We start from the raw sequence: 26898 nt of genomic DNA, 5'->3' as shown, positions 1-26898 counted from the left end.
CGCGGCTGTCGATGATCCAGGTGCACGAGGACGCGGTGGAAGCCGTGGTGCCGCTCAAGCGCCAGGAAGCGATGGGCCAATTCGACCTCTTCGGCGGCGAGAACACAGAACCGGCCTCGTCGCCGTTGGCGCACCTGAAATTCACCGCCGAAGAGTGGCCGCGCAAGCAGTTGCTGGCGCATGAGCGGGACATGCTCGGCCTCTACGTTTCAGCTCATCCCTTGGACGGCGCCGAAGGCGTCCTCCGCAAACACGCGCCCCGTCCGATCGCGGCGATCATCGACAATCCGCCGAAGGAGGGCGAGATCGTCGTCGCCGGGTTGATCACTTCGCTGGAGCGGCGGGTGAACAAGAAGGGCGAACCGTGGGCGATCTGCACGGTCGAGGATTTGGACGCGTCGCTCGAAGTGCTGTTCTTCGCCAAGTCGTACGCGTTCTGCGCGGCGGATCTGGTGGAGGACAACGCGGTGCTGGTGAAGGGACGGGTCAACTGGCGGGAGGACAGAATGTCGGTCTTCGGGGCGGAGCTGGCGCCGCTGGACCTGACGGAACTCGGGGAAACGCCGCTGGTGCTGCACACGCGGGCGGAGAAGGTGACGCTGCCGGTGGTGCTGGAGCTCAAGCAGGCTTTGCTGGCGCACCAAGGGAACACGCCGGTGCACCTGCACGTGGGGGAGCGGCGTTACGCGCTGGACGGGTACTCGGTCAAGGTGACTCCGGCGCTGCTGGGCGAGGTGAAGACGATCCGGGGAATTACGGTGGGGTCGTGAGTGCTGGTCCCGGTGAGAACCGGGGACGAACACTCACGACCCCCGCTGCCCGCTCCCGCAAGGCGAACCGCCTCGGCTGGCCTCGTGAGTGCTGGCCCCGGTGAGAGCCGGGACCAGCACTCACGACGACCTCAGCGCTTCAGCCCGTGCTCGATCGCCTCGATGATCCGCGGCCGGAGCTGCGCGGTGCTGACGATCGCGTCCACCGAGCCGACCTCGACCGCGCGCTGGATGCTGTGCACCCGGTCGAACTCCGACGCCACCTCGCCGAGCTTCTCGGCCCGCACCGACGACGTGACCTCGGCCAGCTCCGCCGCGCACGCCGCCTTCTCGGCCCCGCTCAGCTCGCCCAGCCGCTTCTGCAGCTCGGCCACCCGCGGGTCGTTGGCCGTCCGGGTCTTCACCTCGCCCGCGAACACCACCGCGGCCGCCGGAGCACCGCCGAGCACCGAAGCGAACGAGCCCTCCAGGGCCAGCACCGTCATGTTCGGGTTCAGCGCCTTCGAGAACACCACGAACGCCCCGCCGTGGTAGCGCGAGATCACCGTGAACACGATCGGGCCCTCGAAGTTCACGATCGCGCGGCCGATCTCGGCCCCGTACTCCAGCTGGAGTTTCTTCATCGACTCCGGCGAGCCGTCGAAGCCGGACAGGTTCGCCAGCACCACCAGCGGACGGTTGCCGCTCGCCGCGTTGATCGCGCGGGCCGTCTTCTTCGACGACTTCGGGAACAGCGTGCCCGCGGTGAAGGTGTCCGGGCCGTCGGTGGGCGGGAAGCCGCGGCGGGGCACCGAACGCGATTCGATGCCCAGCAGGCACACCGGGTGCCCGCCGATGTGCACGTCCTGCACCGCGGCGGTGTCCGCGTCCGCCATGCCCGCCCACCGTTCCAGCACCGGATGGTCCTGGTCGGACAGCGCGCGCATCACCGTGCGGATGTCGAAGGGCTTCTTGCGGTCCGGGTTGTGCTCGGCCGAGAAAATCTGGCCCACCGTGGCGAAGTCGCTGCCGACGACGGCGTGCGGGTAGTCCGACACGTCGCGGCCTGCCGGGTCGGTGGTGACCGCCTGGCGCGGCCCCGCTTCGCCCGGCACGACGTAAGTGTGCGCGTAGTGCGCCATCAGCACGTCGCGCGCCCCGGCGAGGTTCGGCGCCCAGTACTGCGCCTGGCCGTTCGGGCCCATCACGCGGTCGTAGCCGCCGATGCCGAAGTTGTCCTCGGCCGACACGCCGCCGGAGAAGTCCAGCGACTGCTTGCCGGTGAGCACCATCGCCGAATCCGGCGTCATCACCAGGATGCCCTTGGTGTGCATGAGCATCGTGGCCTCGGCGTTCCAGTACGGCTGCGCGCCCACGGTGATCCCGGCGACCACGATGTTGATCTCGCCGCCGTCCTGGGTGAACTCCACGATCCGCTTCAGCGCGGCCGCGACCCAGTCCATGTTCTCGGTGCCGGACTCCATCGAGATCCGCGCGCCGGACGACAGCGCGAACCATTCGACCGGAACCCGCAGCTCGTGGGCCAGGTTCAGCGCCGCGATCACCCGCGTGCACTCCGGCTCGGCCAGCGCGCCGAGCGACTTCGTCGGGTCGCCCAGCAGCACCACGCGCTTGACGCCCTCGGGCACCCGCTCGGTCGGCGTGCTGACCACGCCGGCCACGAGTCCGGCCTTGTTCTGCCCGCGCGGCCGGTCGACCGGCACCAGCGCACCGGTGTCGTCGAGGTCGTGCTCCGCGAAGGATCCGCCGCCTGCCAGCAGTTCGGTGAGCTCGTACGGGTACACCGTGTCGCGGCGCGCGGCGCGCAGCACCTTCTGCCGGTAGTCGTCCAGCGGCTGCACCGGTTCGGTGCGCGGGGCCTCGACCGACAGCCGCACGCCCGCGCCGACTTCGTTGCGGACCGTCACCGCGATGTCGGTCAGCTCGCCGGTTTCCGCGTTCCGCTGCCGGGCGAGGAACTGGATCTCCTCCAGGCCCGCGCCGGCGGTGGTCGGCAGGACGCGGCGGGCGAGCAGGTTCAGCTCGTCCATCGTCAGCTCGCTCGGCGGCCACACGTAGATGACGATCCGGTTGGTGTCGAACCGGTTCTTCGCCGGACGCCGCGCCTGCGCGTTGCGGACCGCGTCGAGGCAGGCGGCGAGCGTGTCCTCGGCCGAGGGCAGCGACACGAGCCTGCCGTCCGCCTCGCGCAGCGGCGTGAGGTCGCGGACCTGCGACATCGCGATCAGCCGCTCGTCGGCCGGGTTCGCCTTCGCGGTGCCGGTGAACAGGTACACCTCTTCGTCCGCCGAGGGCAGCCGCGTGAGGTCGAATTCCCGCAGCCGCTCCAGCTGCAGCCGTTCGGCCACGCGCGGGTGCAGCCCGCGGATCACCCGGTCCTCGGCGAAGCCGGATTCGGTCCGGCGGAAGGTGAAGTGGTGGTGCATCACCGCGCCGCCGCCACCGGCGACGGTGGTGACGACCCGGTCGACGTCGGCCGGAAGCGGTTGCGCCGCCACGATTTCGCCCAGCTTCGCGGCCATCGCGTCGCTGTCGGGCTGGTCGGTCCACTTGAGATACACGTCCGCGGCGACCGGAGCCCCGGCGCCGGCGGACAGTTCGGCCACCGCGCGCATCGCGTCCGGCAGCTGCGGGAAATCGACCGCCGTGGTGACCACGCGCGCCGGTTCCGGGTGCGAGGCGGTGACGAACGAGCAGCCCGCGACCTCGCGCACGCGCACGTCGGTGAGCGCCTTGTTGCCGTAGTAGCGCCGGGTCAGCACCTCGAGCATCGGGGCCGGGTCCGCGCCCGGCCGCCCGATCCGCTGGCCGAGCAGCCGCACCAGCGGCTCGTTGCTCGACACCATGCCGGAGATCCGCTCGGCGCGGTCGGCCGCGTCCGGGTTGCGGTCGAGATAGCGCAGGTGGCCGCGGATCTCGGCGTACACCTCGGCGCGCGCCCGGCGCAGCAGCGGCTGGGCGAACCAGCGGAACACCACGCCGCGGGCGAGGTCGCTGACCGCGGGGAACCGCAGCTGGGTGGCGGCGACCAGGTGCTCCAGCGCGAGCCCGGCCGTTTCGCGAAGCTCGGCCGAGGGCGGGGCCTCGGTGAGCCATTGCCGCAGCAGTGCGGAAACGATCGCACTGTCACTCGAAGCCCGTTGCTGGGCAAGGAAAATCCGGAAGACCGCCTCTTCCAGCTCCGGCGTGCGCTCCAGGTCGCCGACGCCGTAGTGGCCGAGCACGCGGCGCAGCCTGCCCTGGAATTTCTCCGGCAGCCCGGCGCGTTCGACGTCGAGACTCTGCAGATAGGTGTGGAAGTACTCGCGGGCGCTGTGCACCGGGCTCGACGCGCTGAGGTCGTCCGCGGCGGGCTTGTTCCGGCTCAGCTCGGACAGGTCGGCGAACACGTCCAGCAGTTCGAGTTCGCCCGCCAGCGGACGCGCCGGCAGGTCCGCGCGCGCCGCCAGGTAGCCGCTGAGCACCCGGCCCTGGTCGTGCGGGTCGACGTCGAAGCCGAGCAGCAGGCTGCGCAGGTCCTGCCTGCCGCGCTCGGCCCGGTCGGCCGCGCTCGTGCCGTCCGGTTCGGCGGGCAGGTCGATCTCGGCGGTCTCGGCCTGCGCGACGGCCTCCTGCCGCGCCTCGTCGGCCAGCGGTTCGAGGCGCAGCAGCGGAGCCCCGGTCTCCACCTGGCTGCCGATCGACACCGGGAGTTCCTTGACCCGGGCCCGGAACGGCGCGCGCAGCACCGTCTCCATCTTCATGCTCTCCAGCACGAGCACCGGCGCTCCGGACTCGACCTCGTCGTCCACCGCGACCGGCGTGGCGACCACCAGCGCGGGCGCGGGGGAGCGGACGACGCCGCCCTCGTCGCGGCTGATCCGGTGGGTGATGCCGTCGACCTCGACCAGGTGGGTCGGCCCGTGCGTGCCGGTGACGAGCCGGAACCGCGTGCCGTTGACGGTGATCTGGCCGCTGTGCTCGTCGAACCGTTCGAGTTCGACGTCGGCCGGGTGCACCTCCCCGCCGCCGCTGACGCCGACCCGGAACCGCTTCGGCCCGGTGCGCGCGACCGTGACGCGGTACGACGCGCCGCGCAGTTTCAGGTCGAGCGGACGGATTTCGTGGCGCACCTGCGGACGGCCGCCGAACGCGGTCGACAGCAGCCGCTGCCGCCCGACCTCCTCGTCGTCCTCGTAGGCCTCGATCGCCGCCGCGGCGAGCGCGACCGCGGAATGCCGCGTGGTGACGAGACGGCCTTCGGCGCGGACGCGGTCGATCCAGCCGGTGTCCGCGCTGGCGTCGATCACCTCGGGCTGGTCGAGCAGGTCGAGCACGAAGCTCTTGTTGGTGGCGCCGCCCTCGATGAGCACGGACGTCTCGGACATCGCCCGGCGCAGCCGGGCGAGCGCCTGGTCGCGGTCGCGGCCGTAGGCGATGATCTTGGCGATCATCGAGTCGAAGTCGGCGGGGATCGTGTCGCCCTCGCTGACGCCGGTGTCGACCCGGATGCCCGGGCCCGCGGGCAGCAGCAGCCGGGCGATGCGGCCGGGGGACGGCGCGAAGTCGCGGTCCGGGTCCTCGGCGTTGAGCCGCGCTTCGACGGCGTGCCCGGACTCCGCAGGCTGCGCGCCTTCGAGCTTGCCGCCGGACGCGACGTGCAGCTGCAGCCGCACCAGGTCGGTGCCGGTGGTGATCTCGGTGATCGGGTGTTCCACCTGGAGCCGGGTGTTGACCTCGAGGAAGGCGAACATCCGGTCGCCGGGGTGGTAGAGGAATTCGACGGTGCACGCGCCGCGGTAGCCGACCGCGACCGCGAGCCGCTCGGCCGACGCCTTCAGCTCGGCGGTCTGGTCCGGCCCGAGCACCGGCGAGGCGGACTCCTCGATGATCTTCTGGTTGCGCCGCTGCACCGAGCAGTCGCGGACGCCGAGCGCCCACGCGGTCTCGCCGTCGGAGATCACCTGGACCTCGACGTGCCGCGCGCCGGTGACCAGGCGCTCCAGGAACACGACGCCGCTGCCGAACGCGCGCAGCGCTTCCTGGCTGGTGCGCTCGTAGGCCTCGGTGAGATCGCCCGCCGACTCGACCTTGCGGATGCCGCGCCCGCCGCCGCCCGCGGTGGCCTTGAGCATCAGCGGGTAGCCGATCTTGTCGCCCGCGGCGAGGGCTTCTTCGAGGGTCGCGACCTCGCCGCCGCTCCACGGAGCGACCGGGACGCCGACCTCCTCGGCGATCAGCTTCGCGCCGATCTTGTCGCCGAGCTTGCGCATCGCGTCGGCGCTGGGGCCGACGAAGGCGATGCCGATCTTCTCGCACAGCTGCGCGAACGCCGGGTCCTCGGCGACGAAGCCCCAGCCGACCCACGCGGCGTCGGCCTCGGTCTCGACCAGTGCCTTCTCCAGTTTGGCGAGGTCGAGGTAGGGCCGCGCGGAGGCGGGGCCGAGCGAGTACGCGACGTCGGCTTCGCGGACGAAAGTCGCGGTGGCGTCCGCGTCCGTGTAGAGCGCGACCGTCTCGATCCGTCGCCCGGTCTCGGCGGACGCGTCCCGGACGGCGTGGATCAACCGCATCGCGGCCTCTCCGCGGTTGACGATGGCGACGCGATTGAACACGGACAAAGCCTCCCAGTGAACCTGACTGCACCACGCACAGCAGGCGACGCCGGACCCGCCGGAACGTCGCCTGTCTTCGTCGTACACATTGCTCCCTTACCGCCGGGTACACCAATGTCGCGGATGACGCATGCCGCGCCTGCCGGTTTGTAGGAACCCGCCAAAAACGGCTCGTGTCACGTCGTCCGGGACTCGTTTATCGCGAGGTATGCCACAAATCACGCCCGGCTGACCAGGGGCGGAGGCGACTGGACGGCCCGGCGTTTCCAGGGGGTCGGACAGGGGTCACCCGCAGTTCAGGCGGCGGCGCGGAGCGTGCCGGGCGGAACCGGAGCCGAGGCTCCTCCGAGCGGAGAAAATGTGACCCTTGACACTCCGATGGGGTGCCCCTACCGTCGCGGGTAATCGATTTCTCGACGTGGGGCGGGCCGAGAGGGCGGGCATGGGAGACGGCGGCGGCGCGCTGGTCGAGCTGGCCGGCGTCAGCAAGACCTACGGCGGGGTGCGTGCCCTGGGCGCGGTGGACTTCACCGCGGTGAAGGGGGAGGTGCACGCGCTGCTCGGCGAGAACGGGGCAGGCAAGTCCACGCTGCTGAAGATCTTGTCGGGGGAGATCGCCGCCGGGGAGGGGGCGATCCGGATCGCGGGGGAGGCGGTCCGGTTCGCCCGCCCGGCCGACGCGCGCCGCGCCGGGGTCGCGATGATCCACCAGGAACTGGACCTCGTTCCCGCGCTTTCGGTGGCGGAGAACGTTTTTCTCGGCCGCGAGCCGCGCACCCGCGGCGGCACGGCCGACCGGCGGCGGATGGTCGCGGCCACGCGCGAGGTGCTGGAACGCTCCGGCGTCGACCTCGACCCGCGCACGCCGGTCGAACGGTTGCGGACCGGCGAACAGCAGCTGGTCACCATCGCGAAAGCCCTGTCGCTGGACGCGCGGATCCTGCTGATGGACGAACCCACGTCGGCGCTGTCGCCGCGCGAGGCGGAGCGGCTGTTCACGGTCATCGGCCAGCTGCGCGCGGACGGGGCGGCGATTGTCTACGTGTCGCACCGGATGGACGAGATCGGGCGGATCGCGGACCGGGCGACGGTGCTGCGCAACGGCGAGGTCGTCGCGGAGTTCGGCGCGGCGGAGCTGACTGCCGAGCGGGCCGCGGAGGCGATGGTGGGCCGTCCGGTGCACCTGCTGTTCCGCGCGGACAGCGTGCCCTCGCCGAATCAGGACGAGGTGCTTCGCGTCGAGGATCTCGTGCTGCGGCCGCGCGCCGGGCGGCGGGAACCGGACGGGATCAGTCTCACGGTGCGGGCCGGCGAGATCGTCGGTATCGCCGGATTGCTCGGCGCGGGACGGACCGAACTGCTGGAGACGCTGTACGGCGCGTCCGGCGGCACGGCGGTCAGCGGGCGGATTTTCCTGCGCGGCAAGGAGTTCCGGCCGCGCTCGCCGCGGCGGTCGCTGCGGTCGGGGATCGCGTTCGTGCCCGAGGACCGGCGCATCGCGGGGCTGGCGCTGGAGCATTCCGTCGTGGCGAACACCGCGCTGTCCATTGTGGACCGGTTGGCGCGGTTCGGCATCGTCCCCGGCGGGCGCGAGCGGACGGTGGCCGGGGAGGAAGCCGGGCGGCTCGGGGTGAAACTGGGGTCGCTCGCCGATCCGGTGGGCTCGCTGTCCGGCGGGAATCAGCAGAAAGTGGTGCTGGGCCGGGCTTTGCTCACCGAGCCGGTGCTGCTGTTGCTGGACGAGCCGACGCGCGGGGTGGACGTGGGGGCGAAGGCGGAGATCTACCGGCTGCTCGGCGAGGCCGCGCGGAGCGGGGTCGGGGTGCTGCTGGCCTCGTCGGAACCGGCGGAGCTGGTCGGCGTGTGCGACCGCGTGGTGGTGCTGCGCGGCGGGCGCAGCGTGCACGAACTGGACACGGCCCAGGCCGGCGAGGCGGAACTGCTCGCCGCGTCGATGGGAGACGTCCGGTGAACGGGCGCGCCGTGCTGGCCGCGGTGTTCCGGTTCCAGAGCGTCTTCGGGCTCGTGCTGGTGTTCGCCGCCGCGATCGTCTTCTCCCCGCACCGCGACGGGGAGCTGGTGTTTCTCGGCAGCGGCAACCTGTTCAACGTCGTCCGCGCGATCTCCGAGATCGGCATCATCGCGGTGGGCATGACACTGGTGATCCTGGTCGGCGGCATCGACCTGTCGGTGGGCTCGGTGATGGGGCTGGCCAGCGTCGGCGTCGCGCTGCTGCTCACCAGCGGCGGCTGGGGACTCGTGCCGGGAGTGCTGACGGTCCTCGCGCTCGGCTTCGGTTTCGGGCTGCTGCAAGGGATCGCGAGCGCGCGGTTCCGGATCCAGTCGTTCATCGTGACGCTCGCCGGGATGCAGATCGCCCGCGGGATCGCGCGGATGTGGTCCGGCGGCGAGGGCGTTTCGATCACCTACGGCACGGGGCCCGGCCAAGCTCCGGTTCCGTTCTCGCTGCTGGGCGAGCGGACGTTCGGCGGAGTGGTGCCGATCCCGGCGCTGTTCTTCGTGGTGGTCGCGGCGCTCGCGGTGCTGGTGCTGCGGGCGAGCGCGTTCTCGCGGCACGTGTACGCGATCGGCGGCAACGAAAAGGCCGCAGTGCTGTCCGGGGTGCCGGTGATCCGGGTGAAAGTGCTGGTCTTCGGCCTGTGCGGGCTGCTCGCCGCGCTGGCCGGGATCGTCCACGCGGGACAGTACAACTTCGGCGGGCCCAACGACGGCACCGGTTACGAGCTCAACGCCATCGCGGCCGTCGTGATCGGCGGGACCAGCCTGTCCGGCGGGCGCGGGTCGGTGTCCGGCACCGTCGCGGGCGCCCTGCTGGTCGGAGTGCTCGACAACATCCTCCAGCTCAACGACGTCGATTCGAACGTCCAGCTGATCGTGGTCGGCGTGGTGATCGTGCTCGCCGCGGGCCTGCAGCGACTGCGCCCGGCCACGGTCTAGGCGTTCGGGAAAAGGGGAGCAGATGTCCGGCATCATCCGCGGCGGGGCGGTACTGGCGGGGCTGGCCCTCGTCGCCGCCTGCGGCACCACCCACGAGAACGCGCCGGGCGCGTCATCCGGCGCCGCGCCGGCCGCGAGGCAATGCCACGGTCCGAGCGGGAAGTACAAAATCGGGATGAGCCAAGCGAATCTCGCCGAACCGTATCGCGTCCGGATGGACGACGACATCCGCAAGGCCGCGGCCGGTGTGCCGCAATTCAGCGTCAGTTACGCGGACGCCGCACAGGACAACGCGAAACAGGTCGAGCAGGTCAACACTTTCCTGACCCAGGGCATCGATCTGCTGATCATCAGCCCGAACGAGGCGACGCCGTTGACCGGTGTCGTGAAGAAGGCTTACGACCAGGGGATTCCGGTGCTCGTGCTGGACCGGAAGGTCGACGGCGACGGGTACACCTCGTTCATCGGTGCGGACAATGTGGACATCGGCCGGCAGGCGGGCAAGTTCTTCGCCGAGAAATTGCTGCCGCACGGCGGGAAAGTCGTCGAACTGAAGGGCCTCGCCGGATCGACGCCCGCCAAGGAACGCAGCGACGGATTCCACCAGGGCAGCACGGACCGCAACATCACCGTCGTGGGCAGTGCGGACGCGGATTGGTTGCGGGACAAGGGGCAACAGCAGGCGGACGCGTTGCTGAAGGCGCATCCGGACGCGCAGGCGATATTCTCCGAGAACGACCCGATGGCCGAGGGCGCGCGCATCGCCGCGCAGAACGCGGGCCGCGCGGACCTGCCGATCGTCGGCATCGACGGCCTGCCGGTGCCCGAAGGCGGCATCAAGGCGGTGGAGGCCGGCCGGCTGTCGGCCACGTTCGTCTATCCGACCGGCGGCAAGGAAGCCGTCGCGGCAGCGAAGAAACTGCTCGTCGACTGCCAGACCGTGCCCAAGACGCAGACCCTGCCCACCCGCCTGGTGACGCGCGACAACGCGGCCCAGGTCTACGCCGAACTGAACCGGAGCTGACCTATGGCGCGAATCGGTGTCCTCGCCGTCTCCGACGGGCGCGACCACGTGCACCGGCGGAACACCGGCTTCATCCGGTCCAAAGCGGACGAGTTCACCGCCGCACTGACCGCGGCGGGCCACGACGTCGTCACCGGAGGACTGGTCGCCACGAACACCACCGCGACCGCGGCCGCGCGCTCGGTCGCCGCGAGTTCGGTGGACGTGACAGTGCTGTACTACGCGGTGTGGGCGTTCCCGCACTTCACCATGCTGGCCGCGGACGCGACCCCGGGCCCGCTGTTGCTCGTCGCGAGCACCGACCCGACCGAGCCCGGCCTGGTCGGGATGCTCGCCGCCGGGGGAGCGCTCGACCAGATCGGCCGCGCGCACACCCGTTTGTGGGGCGCGCCTTCCGACCCGGGCCTGATCGCCGAAGTCGGCGCGCACGCGAGCGCCGCCGCTGCCGTCGGTTCGCTGCGCGGTTCGACCTTCGGCCGCTTCGGCGGGCGGCCGATGGGCATGAACACGGCGGTGGCCAATACCGATCAATGGATGCGCCAGTTCGGGGTGGACGTCGAGGAAATCGACCAGTACGAACTGGTTCGCCGCGCCGAAGGACCTTCGGCGGAAGCCGTCAGCGGCCGGAAATGGCTGGAAGAACACGCCACCGTGCACTACGACGGAGATCGGCTCACCCCGGAGTTGGTGGAACGCCAACTGCGTCTTTACCTCGCTGTGCGCGATGTCGCTGCCGAACGGCACCTGGATTTCTCCGGGATCAAAGCACAACCGGAGCTGACCGAGCACTTCGCGACCGCAGATGTCGCCGAGGCGCTGCTCAACGATCCTTACGACTGGAACGGCCCCAAAGCCGTGCACGTCACCGCCACCGAAGCGGACATGGACGGTGCGCTGACCATGCAGCTGATGCACCGGATCACCGGGACGCCCGTGCTTTTCGCGGACGTCCGGCACTACCACCCGGACCGGGACGTGTGGGACCTGTGCAACTCCGGCCAGCACGCGACGTGGTTCGCCGCGCGGAGCGAGGACCCGGCGGAGAACCTGGCGCAGGTGCACCTGTACCCGGAGGTGTTCTTCTTCCCCGCGGGCGGGGCTTCGGTGCAGCACATCGCCGCCCCCGGCCGGATGACATTGGCACGGTTGAGCCGGTTGGACGGGGAGTACCGGATGCAGCTGGTGCTGGGGGAGTTCGAGAATTACGACGCGCGGACAACGCGGGAACTGGTCTCGCGCTCCACGCCGGAGTGGCCGCATGCGTTCGCGCGCCTGGACGTGGCGGCGGAGACGTTTTTGTCGCGCTTCGGGGCGAACCACGTGCATGCGGTCCCGGGAGACCGGAGGAGGGAGCTTCGGGTCGCGGCTGGATTGATGGGGGTGCGGGTGGAGGAGTGGAGCCGCTGACGACCGGTTCGGCGCGGCCCGTGCTGCGGACGTCCTTCACGGACCTTCGCGGGAGCGGAAGCTTCCCTGCCGAGACGTCCGGCGGCGCGTTCAGCAGGGTGCCGATCCCGGGCGTGCCGGTGCTTTTCGAGCCGCGCGGCCGGCCAGCCCGGCAGCGAAAACCGCAGCCAGTGCGAACACCGCCGCCTCGTAGGTCATCGCATGCCACAACGCCTCGCCGGGGTTCCCGGCGGACGTCGCGTAAGCGATGCCCGCGAACGTGACGCCCAGTGTTCCGCCCAGTTGCTGTGCCGTCGGGAGCAGACCCGAGACCGATGTCGCGGCTTCGGGGCGGACTCTGGCGAGGATCTGGGCGAACGCCGAAGCGGTGAACACGCCGAACCCGATGCCGCCAAGGCACAGCGCGAGCCAGTACACCCACCGCAGGGCGGGATCGCTGACGGTCGCCGGGACGACAAGGGACACCGAGCCCATCGCCAGGGAGGACGACGCCAGAGCCCATGGGCCGAAGCGCCGGCCCAACCTGTTCGCGATCCCGCTTCCGGCCAGTGCGCCGACGGCGTACGGGGTGATGCCGAGCCCGGTCTGAAGCGGACTCCAGCCTCGCCCGCCTTGCAGGTGCATCGACAGCAGCAGCGTGAAGGACGGCACTCCGGCGTTGAACACCAGGACGACGCCCAGCCCCCAGCGCGTCGCCGGTGCGGCCAGCGCGGACGGATGGACGAGCGGATCCGCCGCCCTGCGCTGGGAAATCGCGAAGCCGGCCAGCAGCACCACGGCCAGCGCCAGGCTCAGCCACGTCCACCATGGCCACCCGGCGTCCCGCCCCATGGTCAGCGGAAAGACCAGCAGGGCCAAGCCGAGCAGGCTCAGCGCCGCCCCGGTCCGGTCGACGCGTTCCGTCGTGCGTTCACCGTGATCCGGCGGCAGCGCGGGGGAGAGCGCGAGGGCGGCGATCCCGACGGGAACGGTCAGCAGCATCGCCGCCCGCCAGCCCAGGCCGAGCGGGTCGAGCTGGATCAGCACCCCGCCGAGCACCGGGCCCGCGAGCGAAGCGGCCGCCATGGTCGCGCCGAGCGCGCTCAACGCGGCGGCACGACGGTCCGGGGGCACCGCGGACTGGATGATCGACAGGATCTGCGGCGCCATCAGCCCGCTGCCGAAACCCTGCAGCAGGCGCCCGGCGATCAGCACCCCCGCTTCGGGCGCGGCCGCCGCCCCGAGCGAGGCGAGGGTGAACAGCGCCATCCCGGCGACGAACATCTTCCGGCAGCCGTATTTGCCTCCCAGCCGCGCGGAAACGATCAGCGAGCAGGCGTAGGCGAGGGTGTAGGCGGCGAGAACCAGTTGGCTCTCGCCTGCCCCCGCGCCCAGGTCCCGCTGGATGTCGACCACTCCCACCTGCATGACCGTGACGCTGAACAGCTGGACGAACGTGCCGGACAGGATGATCGGCAGGAGAAGCCGCTGTGCGGTCACCGGGAGGGCCGCGGCGAGGCGATGGCGGCGAACATCGCCGCCAGCTCCGCCGGCCGGATCACGAACGGCGAATGGCCGCCCGGCAGGCAACGCACCTGGAACGGGTTGTCCGGCGTCACCTGGTCGGCCTCGGAGATCATCAGATCCTGGGTCGCCGGCGGCAGGGCGAGGTCGCCGGTCAACCGGATGTAGGTGCGCGGGAGCCGTCCCCAGCGCTCCGCCGAGAGCGGAACCGGCGTGCCGAAGTGCGAGAACGGGTGGTCCGGGTGCAGGAACTGCCGCCACGAGTCCGAGGCGTCCGCGGGGAGGTCGTTCAGGAAGGCCCGGCGGATGACGTCGGTGACTGCCGCGTCGGGAGACAGCGGGTTGATCCGGATCGCGCCCAGTTCGGCCGGGTCGCCGATCGGCGGAACCTGGACGGCCCCGGCGTTCTCCTCGGCTTCGATGTAGTCGGCGAACCGCGGCCGGCCCGCGGGCACGAACGAGGACAGGTACACGAGGCGGTCGACCAGTTCGGGCGCCTGTTCCGCGGCGGCCGACACCGCGGAACCCGCGGCGCTGTGCGCGACCAGCAGTACATTCCGGTAGCGGGTGCGGGCACTGACCAGCGCGTCGAGGACCACGTCGGTGCTGTCCTGCAGGGTGAGGTCGCGCAGCGCCGACTTCTCGGCGGCGAGCCCCGGCTGGCCGGGCTGGAAGTACCCGCTGGGGACGGGCGCGCCGAGCCCGCTGCCGGGCAGGTCGACAGCGATGCTGGCAAGGCCGTGCCGGCCGAGCGCACGCTGGGCCGGACTCCAGTGCAGGGCGCTGTGCCAGGCACCGTGCACGAGCAGCAGGACGGTCTCGGACGAGGACGGACGGATCATTCCAGGGCCCTTCGAAAGCGGCGGTCACGGACCGCACCAGGTCACCGCAGCTCCGCCCGGTTATCTACTCTCATCTCTGAGGAACGCCTTCGTCATACTTTCCGCGTATCGTGACCGCGTGGAAGCCCGTCATCTTCGTTACGCTCTGGCGCTCGCCGAGCACCAGCATTTCGGCCGCGCCGCGGCGTCGCTGGGCATCGCCCAGCCGCCGCTGTCGACCCAGATCGCCGCGCTCGAACGCGAGGTCGGCGAGCGGCTGTTCGACCGCACCCCGCGCGGCGTTTTCCCCACCGCCGCGGGCAATGCCTTCCTCGCCAGGGCGAGCAGCGCGCTCGCCGAGATGAGCCTCGCGAGGGTCGAGGCGGGCCGCGCCGCGCGCGGGGAGACCGGGCGGTTGCGGCTCGGGTTCATCGGGTCCGCGCTGCTCGACCCGCTGCCGGGCGTGATCGGCCGGTTCCGGCGGGCCCGTCCGGAGGTCCGGATGGTCCTCCAGGAACTGGACACGCCGACCGCGTCCGCGGCCCTGCTCGCCGGCGAACTGGAGGTCGCGGTGGGGCGCGGCAGCCCTCGCGGAGCCGGGGCGGAAGACCTGGTAACGGTGCCCATCGGCGCGGATCACCTGGTGGCCGTGGTCTCGTCGGCGCACCCCTTCGCCGGGCAGCGGTCCGTCGAGGCCGGGCAGCTGGCGCGCGAGCCGCTGGTGGTCAGCGCGGACGCCGCCGGTTCTTATCTGCGCCGGGTGTTCGAACACGACCCCGCCGCCCTCGACGGCGCCGCGCTGGCGCGCGACGTCCACACGATCGCCGGGCTCGCCGCCTGCTGCGCGGGGGTCGGGCTCGGCCCGAACCGGATGCGCCTGATCGCTCGCGACGACATCCGGTTCTGCGACGTCGAACCGCGCTTCCGGCTGCCGGATCTGCAGATGTCGTTCCGGGCGGCCGATTCCTCGCCGGTTCTCGCGGCTTTTCTTTCCGTGGTGCGGCAGAACTGCGCGGAGGTCGGCTCCCGGCTCGACGACCTGCTCGCCCGGCACCCGGCTGCCACCGGGCAGCAGCCGGTGCTTGGCGCCTCCTGATCGGCGAGTCCGCTGCGGAGGCGGGAACAGTCGACGGCCGCTAGGGAGGACTATGCCTCGGGACATCTCGGGTCGGTGTTCTTCGCCGACGTCGAGCTGGCTTACCGCGTTGAGGCGGGCCCCGCTGGGCGATGCCAGGGAGTCAAGCCGGGCGGTCCCGGTCCGCTGACCGTCCACAAAGGACCTCATCGCGCACGAAATGCCCCGAATGGCTGCCGGCACCCGGCACCCGCGGCGGGGCCGGGAGGAGCCGGCCCCGGGCGTCGGTCTGGGCGGGGTGCGTCTCGACCGCGTCATCCCTGGCTCCTGAGGGGGCGTGGACGGCTGGCGTTAGTCGGCGCAACCGGCTCACGAGGGGCCGGGAGCGGGGCTGCTGCGAACTTGAGCGGGGCGGCCGGGTCTCGTGCTCGTGCGTGTTCGTGCCGGTTCTAACCGGCACGAACACGTACGAGCGGCAACCGAGCCGCCGCTCGACCTTGAATCGGTTCGGCGGCCTGGCCGCCAGCATTTCCCGGCGGCGAGCGCGGTCTTCTCCGCGCGGTGCCGGGCCCGTCCGGCTTCACGATCGTGGCGATTCGTTTCCGCAGGTCGAAGCCGTCCCTGTGCTGCTCGGGGATCGACCGGCGGGTTGCCCGATCCTGCGGTCAATGCTGCCCTTGCGTAGCCGACTGAGACGTAGATCTCCACCTTTGGGGTGAAATCTGCTCGGTCGGGCAGCTTAGGCTCTTACGGCGCGTTACTTATTGAGAAACATTCACTTCGGTCCGGACAGGTTCGCGACCGGGTAACGAAGGAGGCGCCGTCGTGGAAACCGAACCGCAGGTCGTCCGCGCGACGATCATCTTCGGGCTGCGCACGTTCGGGTCCGTCCCGCTGCCGGTGCGCGCCGATTTGGAGTACGACCCGGCGGATCCGTTCGCGGTGTCGGTCGGCTACCACGCCGGCGGCAGTGTCGTGCGCTGGCTGTTCGGGCGGGACTTGCTCGCCGACGGCCTGCTGGCGCCCGCGGGCGACGGAGACGTCCAGGTGCGCCCCGCCGCCGACGACAGCCGCGTGCTGGTGGAGCTGAACGCGCCGGACGGTTCCGCGGTGCTGGAGGCGGCGGCGAACGAACTCGCCGACTTCCTCGACCGCACCTACGACGAGGTCCCGGTCGGCTCCGAAGACCGTTGCTTCGACTTCGACGAGGAACTCGCGAAGCTCGCCCTGCGCGACTGACCGTCCATAGTGGACGGTGATGGCGCGGGAACCATGCCGAGGCATGGTTCCCGCGCGCGGACTCGGTCCTCGCCTGGTCTCCGCGGGCATGCTCGACCGCCCGGGGATCGCCCGGAGAGGTGCCCCCGCGAGTGAACATCCCGTGAACGGATCGCCGCGATCGCACCCCGATCCGACCACTTGCCCGTCCCGCCCGCCGCTGGCGAACAGGCCCCCGAACAGGCGGACTCAGCCGCCGCGGGAGTGAACCTCGTGCTCACCTGGGTTGACCGCACTGGGAGAACGCGTACGGTCGCCTGTGTTGGCTGTTGTCCGGAACCATGCTGCGGTCAGCGCCCCAAGCAGATCTCTGCGAAAGGAGCGCAAACCCATGACTCTTCCTCTTCCCGGCGTCACCGCGCCGGTGGAATTGACGATCCGCGCGGCGAGGCAGGCGGACGCGATCCACCTCGCTCTGGTCGGAGACCTCGACGCGGCTACCGTGCACGTTTTCGAAGCGGCTGTCGCGCCGTTGGCCGGGCCGGTGGTCGTCGATCTGTCCGGCGTCGCGTTCCTGAGCTGCGCTGGCGTTCGCGCCCTGCTCGACGCGCACGAACGGATCCCGTCGTTCGCTGTCGTGCCTGGGCCCGCGCACGCGGTCCGGCGGTGTCTCGCGGTGACCGGCGCGGACGAGATCCTGTGCGTCCGCGAGGCGGTCGCTGCCTGATCGAGCGAGTTTCGCCGCCGCCGCGCACGGGTAGGCCGCCGATATGACGATCGAGACGAACCGCGTTCCGCAGCTCGAACTCACCAACGGCGTCCGGATTCCGCAGTTCGGCCTGGGCGTCTTCCAGATCCCGCCGGAGGAAACAGCCGCGGCGGTGCGCGAGGCGCTGGAGGCCGGATACCGCCACCTCGACACCGCGCAGATGTACCGCAACGAGGAAGGCGTCGGCGCGGGCATCCGCGATTCGGGCGTACCGCGTGAAGAAATCTTCGTCACCACAAAGCTGGCGAACGACGCGCAGGGCCACGACAACGCGATCAACGCGATGGAGGGCAGCCTGCAGCGGCTCGAACTGGACTACGTCGACCTCTACCTGATCCACTGGCCGCTGCCGAAACAGGACAAGTACGTCGCCACCTGGCACGGTTTCGAGGAACTGCAGCGCGCAGGCAAGACCCGCGCGATCGGGGTGTCCAACTTCCAGATTTCGCACCTGGAACGCCTGGCCGCCGAGTCGGCGACGGTGCCCGCGGTCAACCAGATCGAGCTGCATCCCGCGCTGCAGCAACCGGAACTGCGCGCCTACCACGAAGCACACGGCATCGTGACCGAGGCGTGGAGCCCGCTCGCCCAAGGCGAAGTGCTCGAAGACCCGCTGCTGGCCGAACTGGCGGAGAAACACGGCAAGACGCCCGCGCAGATCGTGCTGCGCTGGCACGTGCAGCTTGGCAACGTCGTGTTCCCGAAGTCGTCGTCGCCGAAGCGGATGCGGGAGAACATCGACATTTTCGACTTCTCCCTCAGCGACAGCGACCTCGACGTCCTCAGCGGCCTCGACGAGGGCCGCCGCACGGGCTTCGACCCGGACACCTTCGACGGCTGAACCAGATCGCCCAGTCGCCCGTTGTCTCCGGTTAGGAGGGAGGCAGCGTGCGACTGTCCTGTTTTGTGGTGCCGGGCGACCTCGACGACCGCAGCGTGCCCAGCGGCGGCAACACCTACGACCGCCGCATGGCCGAACACCTACCGGTACGGCTGCGGCCGGTCGAGGGTAGCTGGCCGGACCCCGGCGAGGCCGCGAAGCGTCAGCTGGACGGAGTGCTCGCCGAGGTCCCCGATGGCGCGAAGGTGCTGCTCGACGGCCTTGTCGCGTGCGGAGTGCCGGAAGTTGTGGCCCCGCAGGCGGCCCGGCTCGACCTGTCTGTCCTCGTGCACCTGCCGCTGGCGGACGACAGCCCGCACCGCGCGGCTGACCTCGACGCCCGCGAACGGAAGACCCTCCAGCTCGCGAACCAGGTCATCGTCACCAGTCCCGCCGCCGCTCGCGCCGTCGAGAAGCGGCACGGCCTCGCCACCGTCCACATCGCACCGCCCGGAACCGATCCGGCACCGCGAGCCACCGGGACCGACGGAGTGTCCCAGCTGATCTGTGTCGCCGCGGTGACCCCGCGCAAGGGCCAGGACATCCTCCTGAAAGCACTGTCCGAAGTGGACGGGCTGAAGGTGGACCTGGTCGGCTCGCGCACCCGAAACCCGGCCTACGCCACCACCTTGAGCCACCCGCGCGCCCGCTTCACCGGCCCGCTCGGCGGAGCAGCGCTGGAAGACGCCTACCGCCGAGCCGACCTGCTGGTCCTGCCCTCGCACGCCGAGACGTACGGCATGGTCGTCACGGAGGCGCTCGCTCGCGGAATCCCGGTGCTCGCCTCGGACGTCGGCGGCGTACCCGACGCCCTCGGCCGCGCGCCGGACGGCGAGCGACCCGGTCTCCTCGTCCCGCCCGGCGACGCAGCAGCCCTCGGCGCAGCGCTCCGAAGCTGGCGTGACGACCCTGACCTGCGCAAACGACTCCGTGCTGCGGCTGCCGCGCGAGCGCGCACCCTGGAAGGGTGGGCCGCCGCGGCGGCCCGGTTGCGCGGAATCTTGGCGGTCGGCTGATGCGGTGGCTGCGGCTGCTGGCCGGGGTCGCGGTCATCGCCGCGCTGTGGTGGCGGCTCGGCACGGGGGCATTCGCCGGTGGTCTGCGCGCGCTTGGCCCGGTTCCGATCACGATCGCGCTGGTCATCGGGCTCGTGACCACTCTGGCGAGCGCCGCGCGCTGGCGGCTGGTCGCGGCGCGGCTCGGGCTGCGCCTGCCGTTCCGCGAAGCCGCAGGCGACTATTACGGCGCGCAATTCCTCAACGGCGTCCTCCCCGCCGGCGTGCTCGGCGACGTCCACCGCGCAGTCCGACATGGCCGACGAACCGGCGACGTCGGTCGCGGCGTCCGGGCGGTCGTGCTCGAACGCGCTGCCGGACAGACCGTGGTGGTGGCCGCCGGACTGGCCGTCGTGGTCTTCCGGCCGGAGCTGCTGCCGCGGCAGGTGCTGCTCTGCCTGGGAATCGTGACCGTGGCGCTGGCCGTCGCCGCGGTCACGACGCGGCAGCGGCTGCGTCGCGTCTGGGCGGCCGACATCCGGACCGGCGTCCTCGAAGCGTGGCCCGGCGTCGCAGGCTGGTCTCTGCTGGCAGTGGCCGGACATCTGACGCTGTTCGCGGTCGCCGCCCGCGCGGCTGGTGCGACCGCGCCGTTGAGCGTCCTGCTGCCGCTGCTGGTGCTCGCGTTGCTGGCGATGGGGATGCCGCTGAACGTCGGCGGATTCGGCCCGCGCGAGGGCACCGCGGCGTTGTCGTTCGCCGCCGCCGGACTGGGCGCGGAGCAGGGCGTGACGGTCGCGGTCGGCTACGGCGTGCTCGCTCTGGTCTCGACGTTGCCCGGCGGGGCGGTTCTCGCGCTCCGCCGGATGATCCGGCGGCCGGGCCCGGACGCCCGGCCGGTATCGTCCGGCCGGTGGCGGCGGCTTTTCGGGGGATTCGGCGACGGTGGTGCGCGGCACTGGCCGTCATTCCCGTTCTGGCCGCGTCGGCCTGCGCGTCTTCGGTCGCGGCGGTCAGCCGGGCAGGCGACGTCGTGCACACCGCAGCCGGCGCCGTCCGCGGCAGCGTCGCTCCCGGTCATCGGCTCTTCCAAGGCATCCCGTACGCGGCCGCACCCGTCGGCGAGCGGCGCTGGCAGCCGCCCGTCCCCGTCGAGCCCTGGACGGGGGAGCGCGACGCCACGAAACCAGGGCCACGCTGTCCGCAGGCCGCCGGCGGAGCCCTGACCAGCGAAGACTGCCTCTACCTGAATGTCTGGACGCCGCCGGCCGGCGAGACCGGGCGGCCGGTTCTGGTGTGGCTGCACGGCGGCGCGTTCCTCAGCGGCGGCGGCGACCGTTACGGCGCCGCCCGGCTGGCCGGCCGCGGCGACGCGGTGGTCGTCACGCTCAACTACCGGCTCGGCGCGCTCGGCTTCCTCGCCGACCCGTCGCTGGGCCCGGAACCGGGGAACTACGGCTTCCTCGACCAGCAGCAGGCGCTGCTGTGGGTGCGCGACAACATCGCGTCCTTCGGCGGCGACCCGAACCGGGTGACGATCGCGGGGGAGTCCGCGGGCGGGATGTCGGTGTGCGACCACCTCGTCGCCCCCGGCTCGCGCGGGCTGTTCCGCGCCGCGATCATCCAAAGTGGACCGTGCCAGGCGCAGGCGACGTTGTCCGCCGCCGAAAACAAGAGCGTCGAGTACGCCGCCGCGCGCGGTTGCGCCGACCGCCGGACCGCCGCGCAATGCCTGCGGGAGTTGCCCGTCGAGAAACTCCTGACCGCTCCGGCGTACGGCTCGATCGCGGGGATCGAGATGCCGGGCCCGGTCACTGGCGGTTCGGTGCTGCCCGGCAAGCTTCCCGCGGCTCCGGTGCCGGTCATGCTGGGCACGGCGCACGACGAGTTCACGTATTTCCTCGCCGAGCAGGCGGCGGCCGGTCGCGAAGTCACGCGGCACGGCTACCCGCAAGCGCTTGCGAACGTCTTCCCCCACGCCGACGCGGTCGCTCGCGAGTACCCGGTGGATGCGTTCAGCGGCAACGCTTCCCTCGCGTACGCGGCGGCTGTCACCGACTGGGCGTTCGCCTGCCCGGCCGCGCGGCTCGCCAGTTCGCTGCCCAGCGTGTCGACCTACGAGTTCAACGACCCGACCTCGCCGGCGGCGGCCGCGCTGCGGGCGCCGTTCCCGCTCGGGGCCACGCACACCGCGGAACTGCCCTACCTGTTCGATTTCGCCGAGCAGCCAGCAACATTCACCCCAGCACAGCAACGGCTCGCCGACCGGATGGCGGACGACTGGACGACGTTCGTCCGCGGCGGCCCGACCGGGCAGGCGGTCGCGTACCGGCCGGGCGGCGCGCAGCCGCTGACCGGATTCGCCCAAGATCACCACTGCGGCTTCTGGGCTTCTCTACGCTGACCGGATGACCGTGCGCGCCGAAGCCCTCGACGAAGCCCTCAGCTGCGTATCCTCCGCTCTCGGACCCGCCATCGGCGGCGACTGGACGCGTCCGGCAGGCGATCTCGAATGGGATTGCCGGTACACCGCGGAGCACCTCGGCGACACCCTCCTGTCCTACGCCGCCCAGGTCGTGAGCCGCCCGGCCGACCACTACGTGCGCTTCCTCGCCAAAACCGACGCCGACGCGTCCCCCGCCGAACTGCTCGAATTCGTCATCGCCGGCGGGCGTTTGCTCGCCGCCGCGGTCCGGAGCAGCAGGCCCGGCGAGCGCGCCTACCACCCGACCGGCCGCTCCGATCCGGCCGGTTTCGCCGCGATGGGCTGCGTGGAACTGCTGCTGCACGGCGACGACATCGCCCAGGGTCTCGGCGTCGCGATCGACCCGCCGCGCGACACCTGCGCCCGCGTCGTCGCGCGGCTTTTCCCCGAGCAGGAGCCGATTCCCGACGCTTGGGACGCGCTGCGCTGGTGCGCCGGCCGGATCGACCTGCCCGGACGACCCCGGCGGACCGGCTGGAAGTGGCGGGGCAGCCCGCCCGGGGACCGCTCGATTCCCGAGGAGTGAACACGCCTGCCCGGGGGCTGGTCACATCCGGTAGTCTTGACGACCAGGTCGAGAGGCGCTGCAACGGACCGGTGGTCCGCCACGCTCGGCCGGTACCACCATCCAAGGGCGCCTCCGTGCACTCATGCGGAGGTGGCGATGACCCAGAACCTGCGGAACCTGCTCGACCAGCGCGTCGTCGTGCTCGACGGGGCCTGGGGCACGATGCTGCAGGGGGCCGGTCTCGCTCCCGAGGACTACCGGGCGGACTGGCTCGAAGGGCACGAGAAAGACGTCACCGGCGACCCGGACCTGCTGAATCTCACGCGGCCGGACGTCGTGCTGGACGTGCATCGCCAGTACCTCGCCGCGGGCGCGGACATCACCACCACCAACACGTTCACCGCCACCAGCATCGGCCAGGCCGACTACGGCCTCCAGGACCGCGTGCGCGAGATGAACCTGCGGGCCGCCGAACTCGCCCGCCAGGCCGCGAACGAGTTCGGCAACCGTTTCGTGGCCGGGTCGATCGGCCCGCTGAACGTCACGCTGTCGCTGTCGCCGCGCGTCGAGGACCCGGCGTTCCGCGCGGTCGCCTACGAAGACGTGAAAGCCTCGTACGCCGAGCAGATCCAGGCCCTCGCCGACGGCGGCGTCGACCTGCTGATGATCGAGACGATCTTCGACACCCTGAACTGCAAGGCCGCGATCACCGCGGCCCGCGAGGTCGCGCCGCACCTGCCGCTGTGGATTTCGGTGACTATCGTCGACCTGTCCGGGCGCACGCTGTCCGGCCAGACAGTCGAGGCGTTCTGGACCTCCGTCGCGCACGCGCGCCCGATGGTCGTCGGCGTCAACTGTTCGCTCGGGGCCGCGGAAATGCGCCCGCACGTGGAGGAACTGGCGAAGCTCGCGGACACCTACACCGCGTGCCACCCGAACGCGGGCCTGCCCAACGCGTTCGGCGGCTACGACCAGACGCCCGAGGAAACCGGCGGCATGCTCGGCGAATTCGCCGGGGCCGGGATGGTCAACATCGTCGGCGGCTGCTGCGGCACTTCGCCGGCGCACATCGCGAAGATCGCCGAGGCCGTCAAGGGCCTCCCGCCGCGGCCGGTGCCCGCGCACGATCCGGTCACCCGGTTCTCCGGTCTCGAGCCGTTCATGATCGGCGAGGACACCGGGTTCGTGATGATCGGCGAGCGCACCAACGTCACCGGCTCGGCGAAGTTCCGCCGGCTGATCGAGGCGGGCGACCACCAGGCCGCGGTGGACGTCGCGCTGGAGCAGGTCCGCGGCGGCGCGAACCTGCTCGACGTCAACTTCGACGCCGACCTGCTCGAATCCGAGCAGGAGATGACGACGTTCCTCAACCTCATCGCCACCGAGCCCGAGGTCGCGCGCATCCCGGTGATGGTCGACAGCTCGCGCTGGAGCGTGCTGGAGGCCGGGCTCCGCTGCGTGCAGGGCAAGGGCGTGGTCAACTCGATCAGCCTCAAGGAGGGCGAGGGCCCGTTCCTGGAGCAGGCCCGGCGCATCCGCGACTACGGCGCCGGCGTCGTGGTGATGGCCTTCGACGAGAAGGGCCAGGCCGACACCGCCGCGCGCAAGGTCGAAATCTGTTCCCGCGCTTACGATCTGCTCACCACGCAGGCGGGTTTCGCCGGCGAGGACATCATTTTCGACCCGAACGTGCTCGCCGTGGCCACCGGCATCAGCGAGCACAACGGCTACGCGAAGGCGTTCATCGAGGCGCTGCCGCTGATCAAGGAACGCTGCCCGGGCGCGCACACCTCCGGCGGCATCTCGAACCTGTCGTTTTCCTTCCGCGGCAACAACGTCGTGCGCGAGGCGATGCACTCGGCGTTCCTGTTCCACGCCGTGCGCGCCGGGCTCGACATGGGCATCGTCAACGCCGGCCAGCTCGCGGTGTACGAGGACATCCCGAAGGACCTGCTGGAACTGGTCGAGGACGTCCTGTTCGACCGCCGCGCGGACGCCACCGACCGGCTCGTGGAGTTCGCCGAGACGGTCAAGGGCAGCGGCACCAAGCGCGTCGTCGACCTGTCCTGGCGGGAAAACCCGGTGGCGGAACGGCTTTCGCACGCGCTGGTGCACGGCATCGTGGACTTCATCGAGGACGACACCGAGGAGGCCCGGCAGTCCTTCGCCCGGCCGCTGGAGGTCATCGAGGGCCCGCTGATGGACGGCATGAAGATCGTCGGCGACCTCTTCGGCTCCGGGAAGATGTTCCTGCCGCAGGTCGTGAAGAGCGCGCGGGTGATGAAGCGTTCGGTGGCCTATCTCGAACCGTACATGGAGGCGGAGAAGGCCAAAATGCAGGCCGAGGGCCGCTTCGAAACCACCCGCGGCCAGGGCAAGGTCGTGCTCGCCACGGTGAAGGGCGACGTGCACGACATCGGCAAGAACATCGTCGGCGTCGTGCTGGGCTGCAACAACTACGAGGTGATCGACCTCGGCGTGATGGTGCCCGCGGCGCAGATCCTCGACACCGCGGTCGCCGAGCACGCGGATGTCGTCGGGCTGTCCGGGCTGATCACGCCGTCGCTGGACGAGATGGTGTCGGTCGGCCAGGAAATGCAGCGGCGCGGGCTGAAGCTGCCGCTGCTGATCGGCGGCGCGACCACGTCGAAGCAGCACACGGCGGTCAAGATCGCTCCGGTGTACGACCACAGCACGGTGCACGTGCTCGACGCGTCGCGGGTCGTCGGCGTGGTGTCCGACCTGCTCGACACCAACCGCGCCGACGCGCTGGACACCGCCAACCGCGCCGAGCAGCAGCGGTTGCGCGAGCAGCACGAGAACCGGCACGCGACGCCGCTGCTCACTCTTCAGCAGGCCAGGGCGAACGCCGAGAAGGTGTCGTTCGACGAGGTCCCGACGCCGGAGTTCACCGGCGTGCGCGTGGCCGAGCCGTCGATTCCCGAGCTGCGCGAGATGATCGACTGGCAGTTCCTGTTCCTGGCCTGGGAACTCAAGGGCAAGTACCCGGCGATCCTCGACCAGCCGGTCGCGCGCGAGCTGTTCGACGACGCGAACCAGCTGCTGGACGAGATCATCGAGAACGGCTCGTTCACCGCACGCGGCGCGTACGCGTTCTGGCCCGCGCATGCCGAGGGCGACGACATCCTGCTCGACGGCGAGTACTCGGACTGGAAGTTCCCGATGCTGCGCCAGCAGACGCAGAAGCCGGAAGGCCGGGCGAACCGGTGCCTGGCCGACTACATCGCCCCCGCCGGTTTCGGCGACCACCTGGGCGGGTTCGCCGTCGGGATCCACGGCGCGGAAGTCCTGGCGGCCAAGTACGAGGCCGAACACGACGACTACCGGGCGATCATGGTGAAGGCGCTGGCCGACCGGCTGGCCGAGGCGTTCGCCGAGTACCTGCACCTGGAGGCCCGCCGCCGCTGGTTCGAGCCGGACGTGCGGCCGGACCTGGCGGACCTGCACGCGGAACGCTTCCGCGGCATCCGCCCGGCACTCGGCTACCCGGCGAGCCCGGACCACAGCGAGAAGAAGGACCTGTTCGCGCTGCTGGGCGCCGAGGAGCTGGGGATCGGGCTGACCGAGTCGTACGCGATGACGCCCGCCGCGGCGGTGAGCGGGCTGATCTTCGCGCATCCGCAATCGCGGTACTTCACGGTCGGCCGCCTCGGCCGCGACCAGACGGAGGACTACGCGGCCCGGCGCGGCGAGGAACTGTCCGAAGTGGAGCGGTGGCTGCGGCCCAATCTGGCCTACTGAGCCGTTCCCGGTGCACGCGCCGGGAGGTCGGTGAAGGGTTCCTTGAGGAAATCAGATTCCCCCAAGGAACCCTTCACCGACCTTGGCTGGTGGCTTCTTTCAGGACAGCAGTTCGGCGAGCCGCTCGGTGTCGCGCAGATACTGCTCGTACGGGAACCCCGCCTTCAGCAAGGCCTCGCGGAACTCGTCCCGCAGCGGTTTCCCGGTGTCGTGGAAGGCTCTCCGGCCCGCGTCGGTCAGGGTGACCAGCCGCCGTCGCGCGTGGTCGGGGTCCTGGCGCACCTGGACGAACCCGGCCGATTCCAGCGGGCGCAGCGCGCGGCTGATCGCCGGGTCGGACACTGACATCGCCTGCGCGAGCTGATGCTGCGTCGCGGGTTCGATGTCTTCCACTGTGCCCAGCAGGCGCAGCTGGCTGTAGGTCAGCCCGGCCGAGTCGTCCGCGCGTTTCCGCGCGGCTTCGCCCAGCAGGAACACCACTCGATGAAGCGCTTCGGCAAGTCCGTCGTCCACGGGGGCGAGCCTACCAGGAGTGTTGACGAGTTAATATTAACTATGCAAGACTCATCGGCATGGAGATCCCTTACGTCGCGCAGACCCTGTTCCCTCTCATCTGGCCGCTGATCGCGGTCGCCGGTGCGCTGATCCGCACCCGGAAGAGCCCTTCGCCGCAGGCCAGGCTCGAAACCTGGCAGCGGTGGTGGGCCGTCCCCGCGCTCGGCTGCGGCAGCCTGTGGATGGTCTTCGCCTTCCTCGGCGCGCCGGGCGTGATGGCCGACGTGATCGGCTTCACCCGCTCGCCGTTCCAGTTCGAGATCGCGTTCGCCAACCTCGGGCTCGCGGTGATGGGCTTCCGCGCCGCCTCGTCGTCGGCCACCGCCCGGGAACGCGTCACTGTCGGCCTCGGCGCCGGGATGTTCCTGTGGGGCGCGCTGATCGGCCACGTGTACCAGTGGTTCGCCAACGGCGACCACGCGCCCGGCAACACCGGCGGCGTCCTGGTCTGCGATCTGCTGTTCCCGGCGGTGCTGATCGTCCTCGCCGTCCGCTCGAAGCGGCTGGCCGCGGCTGTCGAGAAGCCCGTGCTCGTCTAGCCGGCCTGCGCGTCCTGGCCGCTGGGTTTAGTTTC

General features: G+C 71.0%; 18 protein-coding genes, 1 pseudogene and 1 riboswitch. Of the genes and pseudogenes, 15 read left to right on the top strand and 4 right to left on the bottom strand.

What is annotated here, in order from left to right; translation table 11 throughout:
* A partial coding sequence (locus tag BM362_RS39915) for an OB-fold nucleic acid binding domain-containing protein (RefSeq protein ID WP_342029839.1) occupies positions 1-770 on the top strand: 770 nt, incomplete at its 5' end.
* A 131-nt stretch (positions 771-901) separates the two neighbouring features.
* Here BM362_RS39915 and BM362_RS39910 read toward each other — a convergent pair.
* The gene (locus BM362_RS39910; protein WP_093576668.1) at positions 902-6364 is read right to left on the bottom strand and encodes an ATP-binding protein; all 5463 of its coding nucleotides are present in this window, start codon (positions 6362-6364) and stop codon (positions 902-904) included.
* 442 nt (positions 6365-6806) lie between these two features.
* Between BM362_RS39910 and BM362_RS39905 the strand changes: the two genes are divergently transcribed.
* From BM362_RS39905 to BM362_RS39890, 4 genes are read left to right on the top strand one after another with little or no spacing between them, the layout of a single operon-like run.
* Positions 6807-8336 carry a sugar ABC transporter ATP-binding protein gene (locus tag BM362_RS39905; protein ID WP_093576667.1) on the top strand — a complete coding sequence of 510 codons (1530 nt, stop codon included), beginning with the start codon at positions 6807-6809 and terminating at the stop codon, positions 8334-8336.
* A complete protein-coding gene (locus BM362_RS39900; protein ID WP_093576666.1) occupies positions 8333-9322 on the top strand; it encodes an ABC transporter permease in 990 nt (329 codons plus the stop codon). Before BM362_RS39905 ends, BM362_RS39900 begins: the two co-directional genes overlap by 4 nt.
* 22 nt (positions 9323-9344) lie before the next feature.
* Positions 9345-10346, top strand: a complete 1002-nt coding sequence (locus BM362_RS39895) for a substrate-binding domain-containing protein (RefSeq protein WP_093576665.1) — start codon at positions 9345-9347, stop codon at positions 10344-10346.
* 3 nt (positions 10347-10349) lie between these two features.
* The gene (locus tag BM362_RS39890; RefSeq protein WP_093576664.1) at positions 10350-11753 is read left to right on the top strand and encodes an L-fucose/L-arabinose isomerase family protein; all 1404 of its coding nucleotides are present in this window, start codon (positions 10350-10352) and stop codon (positions 11751-11753) included.
* Positions 11754-11843: 90 nt separating this feature from the next.
* On the opposite strand, the gene BM362_RS39885 is transcribed toward BM362_RS39890, so the two are convergent.
* Both BM362_RS39885 and BM362_RS39880 read right to left on the bottom strand, forming a co-directional pair.
* A complete protein-coding gene (locus tag BM362_RS39885) occupies positions 11844-13232 on the bottom strand; it encodes an MFS transporter (RefSeq protein ID WP_244287433.1) in 1389 nt (462 codons plus the stop codon).
* Complete coding sequence (locus BM362_RS39880; RefSeq protein ID WP_093576663.1) at positions 13229-14098, bottom strand: alpha/beta fold hydrolase; 870 nt, start codon at positions 14096-14098, stop codon at positions 13229-13231. Before BM362_RS39880 ends, BM362_RS39885 begins: the two co-directional genes overlap by 4 nt.
* A 118-nt stretch (positions 14099-14216) precedes the next feature.
* Between BM362_RS39880 and BM362_RS39875 the strand changes: the two genes are divergently transcribed.
* The 9 genes and pseudogenes from BM362_RS39875 (at position 14217) to metH (ending at position 25769) form a co-directional block, all read left to right on the top strand.
* Positions 14217-15173 (top strand): LysR family transcriptional regulator, encoded by a 957-nt coding sequence (locus BM362_RS39875; protein WP_067586648.1) that lies wholly within the window; start codon positions 14217-14219, stop codon positions 15171-15173.
* Between the two features lie 804 nt (positions 15174-15977).
* The gene (locus BM362_RS39870; protein WP_067586651.1) at positions 15978-16391 is read left to right on the top strand and encodes an SsgA family sporulation/cell division regulator; all 414 of its coding nucleotides are present in this window, start codon (positions 15978-15980) and stop codon (positions 16389-16391) included.
* Positions 16392-16761: 370 nt separating this feature from the next.
* A complete protein-coding gene (locus BM362_RS39865; protein WP_093576662.1) occupies positions 16762-17097 on the top strand; it encodes an STAS domain-containing protein in 336 nt (111 codons plus the stop codon).
* Positions 17098-17140: 43 nt separating this feature from the next.
* Positions 17141-17980 (top strand): aldo/keto reductase, encoded by an 840-nt coding sequence (locus BM362_RS39860; RefSeq protein ID WP_067586657.1) that lies wholly within the window; start codon positions 17141-17143, stop codon positions 17978-17980.
* Positions 17981-18027: 47 nt separating this feature from the next.
* Entirely contained in the window at positions 18028-19035 is a 1008-nt protein-coding gene (locus BM362_RS39855) for a glycosyltransferase family 4 protein (protein WP_093576661.1), read from the top strand.
* Positions 19035-19844: pseudogene (locus BM362_RS39850) on the top strand (lysylphosphatidylglycerol synthase transmembrane domain-containing protein); the annotation flags it as partial. The gene BM362_RS39855 and the pseudogene BM362_RS39850, both read left to right, overlap by 1 nt.
* Positions 19845-20047: 203 nt before the next feature.
* Complete coding sequence (locus BM362_RS39845) at positions 20048-21418, top strand: carboxylesterase/lipase family protein (RefSeq protein WP_232791795.1); 1371 nt, start codon at positions 20048-20050, stop codon at positions 21416-21418.
* Between the two features lie 4 nt (positions 21419-21422).
* Positions 21423-22025 carry a maleylpyruvate isomerase N-terminal domain-containing protein gene (locus BM362_RS39840; RefSeq protein WP_067586664.1) on the top strand — a complete coding sequence of 201 codons (603 nt, stop codon included), beginning with the start codon at positions 21423-21425 and terminating at the stop codon, positions 22023-22025.
* Between the two features lie 44 nt (positions 22026-22069).
* A riboswitch (S-adenosyl-L-homocysteine riboswitch) is annotated at positions 22070-22146 on the top strand.
* Between the two features lie 17 nt (positions 22147-22163).
* Positions 22164-25769: a methionine synthase gene (gene metH / locus BM362_RS39835; RefSeq protein WP_067586666.1), complete on the top strand. Its 3606-nt coding sequence runs from the start codon at positions 22164-22166 to the stop codon at positions 25767-25769.
* 99 nt (positions 25770-25868) lie between these two features.
* Here the strand turns inward: metH and BM362_RS39830 are convergent, their stop codons facing one another.
* Positions 25869-26282: a MarR family winged helix-turn-helix transcriptional regulator gene (locus BM362_RS39830; RefSeq protein WP_093576660.1), complete on the bottom strand. Its 414-nt coding sequence runs from the start codon at positions 26280-26282 to the stop codon at positions 25869-25871.
* A gap of 59 nt (positions 26283-26341) precedes the next feature.
* Here BM362_RS39830 and BM362_RS39825 point away from each other — a divergent pair, with 59 nt between their 5' ends.
* Positions 26342-26863: a DUF6790 family protein gene (locus BM362_RS39825; RefSeq protein WP_093576659.1), complete on the top strand. Its 522-nt coding sequence runs from the start codon at positions 26342-26344 to the stop codon at positions 26861-26863.
* The last annotated feature ends 35 nt before the right edge of the window (positions 26864-26898 follow it).

The organism is Amycolatopsis rubida, assembly GCF_900115345.1.
GTDB classification, from domain to species: Bacteria; Actinomycetota; Actinomycetes; order Mycobacteriales; family Pseudonocardiaceae; genus Amycolatopsis; species Amycolatopsis rubida.
Note: the sequence above shows the minus strand (reverse complement) of the source record. Positions and strands in the feature narration are given on the sequence as shown.